This window comes from Paraburkholderia sp. RL17-373-BIF-A, from assembly GCF_046030175.1.
In the GTDB taxonomy this organism is placed as follows: Bacteria; Pseudomonadota; Gammaproteobacteria; order Burkholderiales; family Burkholderiaceae; genus Paraburkholderia.
On sequence record NZ_JARESO010000010.1, the window covers coordinates 256,069 to 267,023 of the forward strand.

General features: G+C 63.9%; 12 protein-coding genes. 6 read left to right on the forward strand and 6 right to left on the reverse strand.

Annotation, left to right across the window (positions count from 1 at the left end; genetic code table 11):
- Window positions 1-119: 119 nt before the first annotated feature.
- Window positions 120-785 (reverse strand): DUF1345 domain-containing protein, encoded by a 666-nt coding sequence (locus P0D80_RS15500; protein ID WP_408181657.1) that lies wholly within the window; start codon window positions 783-785, stop codon window positions 120-122.
- A 361-nt stretch (window positions 786-1,146) separates the two neighbouring features.
- Here P0D80_RS15500 and P0D80_RS15505 point away from each other — a divergent pair, with 361 nt between their 5' ends.
- The 4 genes from P0D80_RS15505 (at window position 1,147) to P0D80_RS15520 (ending at window position 5,773) form a co-directional block, all read left to right on the forward strand.
- Complete coding sequence (locus P0D80_RS15505) at window positions 1,147-1,728, forward strand: sugar dehydrogenase complex small subunit (RefSeq protein ID WP_408181656.1); 582 nt, start codon at window positions 1,147-1,149, stop codon at window positions 1,726-1,728.
- Window positions 1,729-1,844: 116 nt separating this feature from the next.
- Window positions 1,845-3,446: a GMC family oxidoreductase gene (locus tag P0D80_RS15510; RefSeq protein WP_132383676.1), complete on the forward strand. Its 1,602-nt coding sequence runs from the start codon at window positions 1,845-1,847 to the stop codon at window positions 3,444-3,446.
- A 19-nt stretch (window positions 3,447-3,465) separates the two neighbouring features.
- Window positions 3,466-4,890, forward strand: coding sequence for a c-type cytochrome (locus P0D80_RS15515; RefSeq protein ID WP_408285042.1), 1,425 nt, complete (start codon window positions 3,466-3,468; stop codon window positions 4,888-4,890).
- Between the two features lie 145 nt (window positions 4,891-5,035).
- Window positions 5,036-5,773 carry a metallophosphoesterase gene (locus P0D80_RS15520; protein ID WP_408181650.1) on the forward strand — a complete coding sequence of 246 codons (738 nt, stop codon included), beginning with the start codon at window positions 5,036-5,038 and terminating at the stop codon, window positions 5,771-5,773.
- Window positions 5,774-5,829: 56 nt separating this feature from the next.
- On the opposite strand, the gene P0D80_RS15525 is transcribed toward P0D80_RS15520, so the two are convergent.
- Both P0D80_RS15525 and P0D80_RS15530 read right to left on the reverse strand, forming a co-directional pair.
- Complete coding sequence (locus P0D80_RS15525; RefSeq protein WP_408285045.1) at window positions 5,830-6,531, reverse strand: RES family NAD+ phosphorylase; 702 nt, start codon at window positions 6,529-6,531, stop codon at window positions 5,830-5,832.
- Window positions 6,528-6,965 carry an MbcA/ParS/Xre antitoxin family protein gene (locus tag P0D80_RS15530; RefSeq protein WP_132383684.1) on the reverse strand — a complete coding sequence of 146 codons (438 nt, stop codon included), beginning with the start codon at window positions 6,963-6,965 and terminating at the stop codon, window positions 6,528-6,530. The genes P0D80_RS15525 and P0D80_RS15530 overlap by 4 nt, the downstream gene beginning before the upstream one ends.
- Before the next feature lie 112 nt (window positions 6,966-7,077).
- Between P0D80_RS15530 and P0D80_RS15535 the strand changes: the two genes are divergently transcribed.
- Window positions 7,078-7,659: a hypothetical protein gene (locus P0D80_RS15535; RefSeq protein ID WP_408285049.1), complete on the forward strand. Its 582-nt coding sequence runs from the start codon at window positions 7,078-7,080 to the stop codon at window positions 7,657-7,659.
- A 7-nt stretch (window positions 7,660-7,666) separates the two neighbouring features.
- Here P0D80_RS15535 and P0D80_RS15540 read toward each other — a convergent pair whose 3' ends face one another.
- Window positions 7,667-8,590, reverse strand: a complete 924-nt coding sequence (locus P0D80_RS15540; RefSeq protein WP_408285051.1) for an HTH-type transcriptional regulator ArgP — start codon at window positions 8,588-8,590, stop codon at window positions 7,667-7,669.
- Between the two features lie 85 nt (window positions 8,591-8,675).
- Window positions 8,676-9,527 carry a LysR family transcriptional regulator gene (locus P0D80_RS15545; RefSeq protein ID WP_408285053.1) on the reverse strand — a complete coding sequence of 284 codons (852 nt, stop codon included), beginning with the start codon at window positions 9,525-9,527 and terminating at the stop codon, window positions 8,676-8,678.
- A 101-nt stretch (window positions 9,528-9,628) separates the two neighbouring features.
- On the opposite strand from P0D80_RS15545, the gene P0D80_RS15550 reads away from it, so the two are divergent.
- The gene (locus P0D80_RS15550) at window positions 9,629-10,012 is read left to right on the forward strand and encodes a tautomerase family protein (protein ID WP_408285056.1); all 384 of its coding nucleotides are present in this window, start codon (window positions 9,629-9,631) and stop codon (window positions 10,010-10,012) included.
- 71 nt (window positions 10,013-10,083) lie between these two features.
- Here P0D80_RS15550 and P0D80_RS15555 read toward each other — a convergent pair whose 3' ends face one another.
- Window positions 10,084-10,878: an SDR family NAD(P)-dependent oxidoreductase gene (locus P0D80_RS15555; protein WP_408181638.1), complete on the reverse strand. Its 795-nt coding sequence runs from the start codon at window positions 10,876-10,878 to the stop codon at window positions 10,084-10,086.
- Window positions 10,879-10,955: the final 77 nt, after the last annotated feature.

Consider the following 10,955-nt stretch of genomic DNA (forward strand, 5'->3'; position numbering starts at 1 on the left):
GTAAAACGGGCGGCCGCGGTCCGGGATTTACACGTGGCGCGTCAGGGTCGGGGCGATGCCCGCAAAAGGCGGAGTGTCATTCGGCGAGGGTATTCGTGAGAGGCTTTGTGTCGACAGTATTACGAAGAACCGAGCAAGCCCGCCGCGATGTTCACGCACAAACCCAGCACCGCCACGTTGAAGTAGAACGACAGGACGGATTGCGCGAGCGCGGCGCGGCGAATCGAACGCGAGCGCAGCACCACGTCAGAGGTTTGCGACGCTACGGCGATCGTGAACGAGAAATACAGGAAATCCCAGTAGTCCGGCTGGAGCGCATGGTCGGGAAATAGCAGCGGCGTTTCCTTTGCGTCGGTGTCGTAGTAAATCCGCGCGTAGTGCAGCGTGAAGATGGTCGGGATCAAGAACCATGCGCCGAACATCGTGAGCCCCGTCAGCGCGTAGTGCCAGACGGTGGAGGCGCCGGCTGTCCCCTTGGCCGAGGCCAGTTCCAGCACGATGGCGGCAATGCTCGCAATGGTCGCCACGCAGATCACCATCAGCACCACGCCGGCGTTCTCGTCGTCGCGACGGGCGAATTCGCGCACGCGGCCTTCGTCGGCAACGGCCATGTGCACCCAGATCATCGCCAGATAGCTCCAGATGGCCGCGTCCCAACCGGCCAACACGCGGACCATCGGGCGTGTGTGGGCGGGCACGGCCAGCGCGGCGATGATGCCGAGCGCAAGGCCGACCAGCATGCGCGGTCGATTGCGAAGAACCTGTGGATAGTATTTTGTGAGCATGGAATGTAGGGTGTGGGGCTCTCGCTGTCGCGGATTCTACCCGCGCCTGGACCACCATTTGTCGAATGGGCGGGTCACAGGCTATAGTCTTTCGCAACGCCCTTGCGCGGCGCTTTCAGTTGAAAGGCGATTGGCAGGCGGCACGGCTTTTTTTTGCCGCGCATGCCATGCCGTGCATGCGGTTTCATACGGATGTCATCAGCACCACGTAGCTCAGCTCGCACTGGGTGCGTGCGGGCTCACAAAAGACCGCTCAAGCGGCGCTTAGGCCAGGTTTGGGGTAGAGATCGACGCCACGCGCGAATGGCATCACGCCAGGGTCGCGAGGCAAGTTGAGAATCACTCACCATCTGGAGTCCCCATGACAGATGTACCCAACAACAATGATGCGCACCACGAAGTGACGCATCCAGCAGAGTTGTCGTCGTCCGCCTCGCGCAGAGCGTGGGTGCTCGGTGCATGCGCCGCAGCCGCGGCGCTCGCGTTTGCCGGCGCCGGCCGCTCGCTCTCATGGATCGCCCCGGCGTTTGCCGATACGCCCGCGGGCGGCGGGCTCGACGCATTCCTTGCACTCTCGCAGCGTCTCACCGGCCGTACGGGCTTCGACGCCCCGCTCGGCAAACGCGTCTACGACGCCCTCGCCAAATCCGACAGTCAGTTCACGCAGAACGTCGCCGCGCTCAACACATGGCTGCAAGGTCATGGCGGCGTACCGTCGGATACCGTCACGCAGGCTTTGCAAGTCGACCAGCCCGCGCTCGCGAAATCCGTGAGCGCGATCATGCGCGCGTGGTATCTCGGCCTTGTCGGCGACATGCCGCATGTGGACGTGGTTGCTTATGAAAAAGCGTTGATGTTCGAGCCCGTCAAGGACGTGCTCACGATTCCGTCCTATTGCCGGGACGTGCCGTTCTACTGGACGAAGAAACCGTTGAGCGCGTGAGCGATGTTCGTCTCGCGCGTGCCGCATTGTTCGATTGAGTCATTCGGCGCAGTGGCGGCACGCGAGTACAGCAATCAACGCAAACAAAGATAAGTGCTCTGCACAAGAGGGCAACAATGGCAAACTCAAATTCCGCCGACATCGTCGTAGTCGGTTCGGGCGTGGCGGGCGGACTGGTCGCGCATCAGATGGCGCTGGCCGGCGCGTCGGTGATTCTGCTCGAAGCCGGGCCGCGCATTCCGCGTTGGCAGATCGTCGAGAACTTCCGCAACTCGCCGGTCAAGTCGGACTTCGCGACGCCGTATCCATCCACGCCTTATGCGCCGCATCCCGAGTACGCGCCCGCCAACAATTATCTGATCCAGAAAGGCGACTATCCGTATAGCTCGCAGTACCTGCGGCTGGTGGGCGGCACCACCTGGCATTGGGCGGCGGCCGCATGGCGGCTGTTGCCGTCGGACTTCCAGTTGCACAAGCTGTACGGCGTGGGACGCGACTGGCCTTATCCGTATGAAACGCTGGAGCCGTGGTATTCGGCGGCTGAAGTGCAGCTCGGCGTGTCGGGTCCCGGCAGTTCGATCGATCTCGGCTCGCCGCGCTCGAAACCGTATCCGATGAGCCAGCTTCCGCTCTCGTACATGGATCAGCGTTTCAGCGACGTGCTCAATGCGCAAGGCTTCAAGGTCGTGCCCGAGCCGGTGGCCCGCAACAGCCGTCCGTACGACGCGCGGCCCACCTGCTGCGGCAACAACAACTGCATGCCGATCTGCCCGATCGCCGCGATGTACAACGGCGTCGTGCATGCGGAGAAAGCCGAACAGGCCGGCGCGAAACTGATTCCCGAAGCGGTGGTGTATCGCGTCGAAGCGGACAATAAAGGGCTGATCACCGCGGTCCACTACAAGGACCCGAACGGCAACAGCACGCGCGTGAGCGGCAAACTGTTCGTGCTCGCCGCGAACGGCATCGAAACGCCGAAGCTGATGCTGATGTCGACGTCCGATAAATTCCCGCACGGCGTCGGCAACAGTTCCGATCAGGTGGGCCGCAACCTGATGGATCATCCGGGCACGGGCGTCGCGTTCCTCGCCAATGAACCGCTGTGGCCTGGACGCGGACCGATGGAGATGACGTCGATTGTCAACTTCCGGGATGGCGCGTTCCGTTCCGACTACGCCGCGAAGAAGCTGCATCTCTCGAACGGCGTGCCCACGATGAGCGTGACCGCCGATCTCCTGAAAAAAGGCCTGACCGGCGCCGAACTCGACCGGCAGATACGCGACCGCGCGGCGCGCACGCTGAATATCAACAGCTTCCATGAGCACCTGGCGGAGCCGCAGAACCGCGTGGTGCCGTCGGCGGATCACAAGGATGCGCTCGGCATTCCGCAGCCGGAAATCTACTACTCGATCAACGACTACGTGAAGAAAAGCGCGGCCAATACGCACGAACTGTATGCGCAAATCGCCGCGCTGTTCGGCGGCGCCGAGGTCACCTTCGACGACACCTTCGCGCCGAACAATCACATCATGGGCACCACGATCATGGGCAGCGATCCGGCGGATTCGGTCGTCGATGCGGACTGCCGCACGCATGACCACTCCAATCTGTTCATCGCCAGCAGCGGCGTGATGCCGACCGCGGCCTCGGTGAATTGCACGCTGACGATCGCGGCCTTGTCGCTGAAGCTGGCCGACAAGCTCAAGCGTGAAATCTGAGCGTGAACGGAGAGCCACAATGACGAAGAACACCTCTCGCGTGCAGCCGCTCGAGGCGCTTGCGCGGAACGCCCGCCGCCGCCACCTCAGAGTCGCGACGCTGGCCGCGATTTTTTCGCTGTTCGCGCTGTACGTCGCCTGGTATGAGGCGCACGGCCCCGACACGCAACGTAACGACGAACTGCCGATCACGCAGGCCCGCGCCGACGACGCCTCGCAAGCGATCAGCGGCGCGGCCTTGCCGGTGACGGCGGCCGGCGCCGACCTGGTCAAGCGCGGCGAATACCTCGCCCGCGCCGGCGATTGCGTGGCGTGCCACACGGCGGACAAAGCGCGGCCCTTCGCGGGCGGGCTGCCGATCAACACACCGTTCGGCACCATCGTGACGCCGAACATCACGCCCGATCCGGACACCGGCATCGGCCAATGGAGCGACGTCGATTTTCTGCGCGCCATGCATGAGGGCATCGGCAAAGGCGGCGAGCGCCTGTATCCGGCCTTCCCTTATGCGGAGTACACCAAGGTCACCGACCAGGACGTGCTGGCGATTCGCGCGTATCTGAACACGCTCACGCCGATCCACTACACGCCGCCCGGCAACAGCCTGAAATTCCCATTCAATCAGCGCTGGCTGATGGTGTTCTGGAACCTGTTCAATTTCACCGAGGGCCGCTTCGTGCCCGATCCCAAGCAAAGCGCCGAGTGGAATCGCGGTGCGTATCTGGTGCAAGGGCTCGCGCATTGCGAGGAATGCCATACGCCGCGCAATTTCACGCAGGGCTTGAAGACGAGTTCGCGTTTCTCCGGCGCGGTGCAGGCCGGCTGGCACGCGTACAACATCACGTCGGACAAGAACAGCGGCGTGGGTAACTGGAGCGACGACGAACTGGTGTCGTATCTGTCGACCGGCGCGGCGCCGGGCCGTGCCAATGCGGCCGGTCCGATGGCTGAGGTGGTAGCCGACAGCACGCAATATCTGACGCGCGAGGATCTCGGCTCGATCGTCGCGTATCTGCGCGCGGTGCCGCCGATCAGCGGCGGCGAATCACGCCCGCGCGACCAATGGGGCAATCCCGCCGACGACGTCACGGCGCTGCGCGGCACCGCCGTCCACGCCGTGAACGGTGCGCAACTGTTCGTCGCCAATTGTGCAAGCTGCCATAGCTGGACGGGCCAAGGCGTGGGCGCGAGCGCGCCGGGTGCGTATCCGTCGCTGATTCACAACTCCGTGGTGGGTGCGAGCGACGCCAACAATCTGGCGATGGTGATCCTGCACGGCGTCACCCGTACGACGAAACAGGCGGACGTGTTGATGCCCGCATTCGCCAGCCAGCTCACCGACGACCAGGTGGCCGCCATCACCAACTATGTGACCAGACAGTTCGGCAATCCCCAATCGACCGTGACGGCTGATCAGATCGGCAAATTGCGAACTCAGCAATAGTGACCGCGCAGACGGCGTGTTTCCGGTAAGGCCTGCCGGAAACATGGCGCTTTTGCGTTGATTTTCGTCATTCTCGCCCTCCACGGCGCCAAGAAACGATAGGCAGCGCGCATACGCATTGCGGATGCCGCATTATCATGAACGCATGGCTACCGTACTCGTCAATTCCGTCCAGCATCACCCGGCCAACCGGAGCGGCCGCGACTTCGTGGTCGGGGATCTGCATGGCTGCGTCGATGCATTGCGCTATCTGCTGCGCGTGATCACGTTCGACCCGGAGCGCGACCGGCTCTTCTCGGTCGGCGATCTGGTGGATCGTGGCGAGAATTCCGAACTGGCTCTGGCGCTGCTCGACAAGCCGTGGTTTTTCGCCGTGCTCGGCAATCACGAAGACACGCTGTGCGCGGTGGCCGACGGACGCTTGCGGCGTCAATGGTGGTACGGAATCGGCGGCATCTGGGCGGCGCAGCTATCCGACGAACGCTTGCAGCATTACGCAGAAATCGTGCGCGGGTTGCCGCTTGCGCGCGTGGTCGGCAGCGGCAAGGAGCGCTTCAATATTCTGCATGCCGAATTCTTCGGCTCGGATGCGGAGCTCGACGCGGGGAATTTCTCCGCCGACACCCGCCAGCGATTGCTGTGGGGCCGCGACCTGGCGTTGGGCAACGGCGATCCGCAGCGGCAGCGCGGTCTCTCGCTGACCTATTGCGGCCACACGCCGATGCGCGACATCAAGCAGGTCGGCTCACAGGTGTTCATCGACACCGGTGCTTTCGGGCCGGGCGGCAAGCTCACGATCGTGGAGCCGCTGGCGTTGCGGCGCTGGTCCGTCTCGACCGAAGAGGCCCGCGCGGAAGGCGCGGCGGCGCTGGCGCTGCCTTGACGGCGGCGTTGGCGACTGCGCGCGCAGGCCACGCGCAGTCCATTTAGGCCGCGCGATCAGCCGACCTGGCTGAGTTCGAACACCATATCCACGCTCGTGCCATTCCAGTTGTATTCCAGATACGCCGCGTGATGGCAGTCGCGCAGCAGCGTCGTTTTGAACGCGGCGAGGCACTCGCCGCCGTCATCCCGTACCGACGGATACACGATACCCGGCGCACCTCCCTCGCGGATGGCCCGGCCGAGAGACTGTCCGGCCAGATAGTCATCCGGCGACAGCACCGCGAGATCCACCGAAGCGTCGCCGCGAATGTCCACCACGCTGCCTTGCGCGGCGACGGTGTAAAGACGCATCTGCTGGCGCATGGGCGGCTCGGCCGTCGCTTCCAGAAATTTCCCTGTGTGATAACGCGTTTCGGCGATCGCGGTGGCGCGTGAGCGCGCGCAATAGAACACGCCGTATGTGCCGTCCGAGAAACGGCTGCCGAGCGGATTCAGATGGGTCAACGCTGCCATGATCGGCCCGTAGCCTGGTCCGAAACGGCGTTCTTCGCGGGGCACCAGATCGAGCTCGCCGACTTCGGTGCGCAGACGGTCGTTGGTCATGGCTTCGAGCGCGTAGAGGGCGTCGAAATCTTCCGGCGAAGCGACCCGGTCGAACAGATTGACGGCGGGAAAGCGCGTCGGAATCACGCGATACGCGGGCGACCAATCGAGCGGCGCCGTGCGCCAGCGGTCCTGCCAATGCGGTTGTGTCACGCCCAGCCGCCTCGCATTGCGTCCAGATACTGGCGCACGGCCACGAGGTCGCTGATGTTGCCCGCCAGCATGCGGTCCAGCGCGCGGCGGCCGCCGAACGGCGGCGCGCTGTTGGGACGTTTGATCCAGGTGTCGGCGGCACTGGCTTGCGGCAACAGGATTTGCAGCGCTTTATAGATGCCGAGCAGCAGTGACAGGCGCTCTAGCGTGTCGCGCCCGAGGCGGGCCGTTTCAGGCGCCGACTTCCATTTGAAGTAGGTGGAGCGGCCCGGCGAGCCGAGCAGCACGATCTGTTCTTCCGCGTTCAGGTCCCAGTCGTGCGCGATTTTGAAGAACGCGCGTAGACCCGCCGCGGACATTTCCGTTAGCGTGGGTTCCGAAACCGGCCGACGAATCGGCGCTTCGGGCTGGGTGGCACGGGCAGCGTGAGCCATGAGCGGGTAAGTCCTAATTTGTACTTGGAATTGATATTAGTCTAAATGTGGATTTTTGCAAGAGAATATAATCCGGGCTCGTCATAAAGTCGAAGATCAGGAGAAGCAGGAGATGGGCGTTCGAGCAGTTGCAGCAGGAGCGGCGCTTGCCGTGTGGTGTGTGTCGGGCGCGGCCATGGCCGCGGGTTATGCCGAAGTATGGAATCCGCCAGAGGCGAGCGGGCATGTCACGAAGCCGGGCAAGAAGGTCAAGTCTAGCGCCGGTTCGAAGACAGCGTCGAAGGCCGCTTCGAAGCACGTGACAGCGACGACGGGACATGCCAACAAGCCGGCGGCGCATGCCAGCGTGAAGAAGGTGGCGGCCAAGGGCGCCGCGAAGAGCGGGATCAGCGCGACGCATGGAGGCAAAACCCAATCGAAAGCGGCCGTGATGGCGCAGAGTAAAAAGCCGCACGCGCAGTTCGTCCAGACCCAACCGAGGCAGGGCAAGGTCGTGCACGCGAATCTGGTGGTCCCGGCTCGTCAGGCTAACCCGCAAACGGCTAAGGTCGCGGCGAAAACCGGCGCGGCGAAACCGGCTGCATCCCACGTGAATGTGCCGGCGCCGTCCGCAAACGTTCAAGCCAATCCGGCGAACGCCACGAGCAATCCCGCCACGGCCAGCAGCGGTTCGCTGCCGCCGATTCTTCACTGATCCGCGGTCAAGCCGCGCGTTTGCGCTTCGGTTTGCTGCCTGGCGCCCCCAACGCGGTGCGCCCAAGTTCGACGATGCGCGCCGACAGCTTTTCCAGGCGCGGCGACTGGACCTTCCACGCGTGCCAGTACAACTCGACGTCGCTGGGCTGCTTCGGCGCCAGGTCGATCAGATCGCCGCGCTCTAACGCATCGCCGAATTCCAGTTCGGGCACCATGCCGTACGCCAGGCCGCGCTGGATCGCCATGTAACGCGGGACCGGCGCGGGCACGTAGTGACAGGGATAGGCTTCCGGCGGCAGGCCGAAACGCGTCTCGAGAAAACGCGCCTGCAACGCGTCCTTGCGTGAGGACAGGATCACCGGCGCGCGCCGCGCGCTTTCGCGCGTCAAGCCATTCGGAAACCATCGCTGCACGAATGCCGCCGACGCCACCAGCCGGTAGCGCATGGCGCCGAGCCGTTCGGCGAAGCAGCCGCGCATGGGCGCCGGTTCGGTGGTGATGCAGCCGATCGCGAGGCCGGAGGCGAGCAGGGCGTGCGTGTGGTCCTGGTCGTCGACGGTCAGGTCGAGCAGCACGTTTTCTTGCAGCAGGATGTCGGAGAGGGCGGGGAAAAACCACGTCGACAGCGTGTCCGCATTGACGGCGGCGGCGACGCTGAGCAGCGCTTCGTCGGCACGTGCAAGATCGCTGGCGAAATCGTCTTCGAGCAGGGCGGCGCGCCGCAGATATTGCAGCAGACGCTGGCCCATCTGCGTCGCACGGCACGGCCGCGTGCGCACGATCAGTGGGTTGCCCAGCCGTGTTTCGAGCGCCCGCACACGCTGCGATACCGCCGACGACGTGAGATTCAGCCGCACAGCGGCCTGCTCGAAGCTGCCGGTTTCGATGACCGCGCGGACGGCGGCGGTTTGTCGGGGGTCGAGGTCCACGGATCTACTTTGAAAGGGATAACTTTTCTAGCTTAAGCGAAAGGCGGCGAAGTTTATCCGCGGGGGAAGGCGGTGAGTCGTTTTGTCATTGCATCGCCAACCCGTTGGTCACCAGCCGCAAGGTCTCCGCCGACCGCTCGTCCCTAACCCGCGAATGCAGCGTGACGCGCGATTCCGGCAGCGCCGGCAAACCGAGCCGCGCGCCGACGTCGATCAGGCCGCGTGGCGCCACGCGGCGCGCCAGCGGCGACACCGCCAGGCCCGCCGCCACGGCCGCGCCGACGGCCGCCACGCCGCCGCCGACGAATACTTCCTGCCAGCCAACGCCCGCCTGCGCGAGCGCTCGCAGTGCGACGTCGCGCACGTTGCACGGCGGGCTCAACAGCGCCAGCGCCAATGGCTCGCCGACTCGCGGCAACCACGCCGGCGTGGCGAGCCAGCCGAGCGGTTCGCTAAAGAGCACCTGGGCGTCGTCGCGTGGCGGTTCGTCGGCGCCATAGCGGACGATCACCGCGTCGAGGCGGCGTTCGTCGAATTGCGCGAGCAGCGCGGCGGACATGCCCAGATGCAATTCGATCACCAGCCCCGGATCGTGCGCATTGAGCCTGCCGAGCAGGAGCGGCAAGTCCGGTCCCGCGACATGCTCGCTGAGCCCCAACGCGAGCCGCCGGCGCTCGACCGATAGCGACCCCAGCGCGCGTTCATGCGCATTCAGCAGGTCGCGCGCGGCGCTGAGGAACGCATTGCCGTCCGCGGACAGGCGCACCACACGCGGCGTACGCTCGAGCAATTGCTTGCCCAGATGGGCTTCCAGCCGCTTGAGCTTGAGGCTGACGGCCGATTGGGTCGTGTCGAGCGCATCTGCCGCACGCGTGAAGCTACGCAGGTCGGCGACCAGAACGAACGCTCGAACCGCGTCGAGATCGAGAACTTTCATTTTCGATGGATATAGATGAAATCATCAATGATGTCTGTTTATTATGACTGAGTGCGCCTAAGCTGTGTTTACCCAATCAACCGCAGCCAAGGAGTTTCATCATGCCGCTCACACGAATCGCATTGCGCGCAGGCAAGTCCGCCGAATACCGGAAGGCGGTGACGCAGAGCATCCAGCGTTCGCTGGTGGACACCTTCAACGTGCCGAAGGACGACATCTTCATGCTGATCACCGAGCATGAGGCCGGCAATTTTGTGTACGACGATCAGTATCTGAACGTGCAGCGAAGCGATGATCTCGTGATCATTCAGATCACGCTGAACAACACGCGCACGCTCGAGATGAAAAAGGCGCTGTACAAGCGTATGGCGGACGAACTGGGGGAATCGCCCGGGCTGCGACGCGAGGATGTATTCATCAATCTCGTCGAGGTGCTGAAGGAGAACTGGTCGTTCGGCAACGGCATCGCGCAGTACGCGTTGTGAAGATTGCGGCCATGACGTGACGTGAAGACGGGCGGCCATGCCGCCCGTCGTCCGTTAGAAAAGCGGCAACGTTACGCAATCGTATCGATCACGCCGCCATCGACGCGCAGCGCCGCGCCGGTCGTCGCCGAGGCCTGCGGCGAGCAGACGTAGACGACCATGTTCGCCACTTCCTCGGTGGTGGCCGCGCGCTGGATGATCGAACTGCTTCGGTGCTCGCGGACGAACTCCGCGGCGACCTGTTCGACGGTTTTACCTTGCTCTTTCGCGGTGTCTTCGACCATCGAACGGAAGCCGTCAGACAGGGTCGGTCCGGGCAGCACGGCATTCACTGTCACGCCACTGCCGGCCGCTTGTTTGGCGATGCCGCGCGCGATGCTCAATTGCGCGGTCTTCGAAAAACCATAGGCGAGCATATCCGGCGGAATATTCAATGCCGACTCGGACGAGATGAACACCACGCGGCCCCATTTGCGCTCCATCATCCCTTTCAGGTAGTGGCGCGTGAGCCGCACGCCCGACATCACGTTGACCTGAAAGTAGCGCTCCCAATCGTCGTCTTCAGTGGTGAAGATGTCGCCGGGTCCGAAGACGCCGAGGTTGTTCACCAGGATATCCGCCTGCGGTATGGCTTTCGCCAACGCGTCGCAACCTTCCAGCGTGCCGAGGTCGCCCGCGAAGCCCTGCAATTTCGCTTGCGGCGCGGTCTTGCGGATCGTCTCGATCGCGCGGTCCACCGCTTCCTGCTTGCGTCCGTTGATAATGGTCTGCGCGCCTGACGCGGCAATGCCGGTGGCGATCGCAAGCCCGATGCCCGCCGTGGATGCGCTGACGATAGCGGTCTTGCCCGATAGATCGATGTTCACGGTCTTGCTCCTTGTTGACGTTGCGGCGGGCCCGGCCCACCCCCCCGCCCCCCAAAAAAAAAAGGGGGGGTTTTTTT

Bases quoted from the DNA above. Each gene is read 5' to 3' on its own strand.
- P0D80_RS15500 (WP_408181657.1), bottom strand. From the start codon at position 785: ATGCTCACAAAATACTATCCACAGGTTCTTCGCAATCGACCGCGCATG.
- P0D80_RS15505 (WP_408181656.1), top strand. From the start codon at position 1,147: ATGACAGATGTACCCAACAACAATGATGCGCACCACGAAGTGACGCAT.
- P0D80_RS15510 (WP_132383676.1), top strand. From the start codon at position 1,845: ATGGCAAACTCAAATTCCGCCGACATCGTCGTAGTCGGTTCGGGCGTG.
- P0D80_RS15515 (WP_408285042.1), top strand. From the start codon at position 3,466: ATGACGAAGAACACCTCTCGCGTGCAGCCGCTCGAGGCGCTTGCGCGG.
- P0D80_RS15520 (WP_408181650.1), top strand. From the start codon at position 5,036: ATGGCTACCGTACTCGTCAATTCCGTCCAGCATCACCCGGCCAACCGG.
- P0D80_RS15530 (WP_132383684.1), bottom strand. From the start codon at position 6,965: ATGGCTCACGCTGCCCGTGCCACCCAGCCCGAAGCGCCGATTCGTCGG.
- P0D80_RS15535 (WP_408285049.1), top strand. From the start codon at position 7,078: ATGGGCGTTCGAGCAGTTGCAGCAGGAGCGGCGCTTGCCGTGTGGTGT.
- P0D80_RS15545 (WP_408285053.1), bottom strand. From the start codon at position 9,527: ATGAAAGTTCTCGATCTCGACGCGGTTCGAGCGTTCGTTCTGGTCGCC.
- P0D80_RS15550 (WP_408285056.1), top strand. From the start codon at position 9,629: ATGCCGCTCACACGAATCGCATTGCGCGCAGGCAAGTCCGCCGAATAC.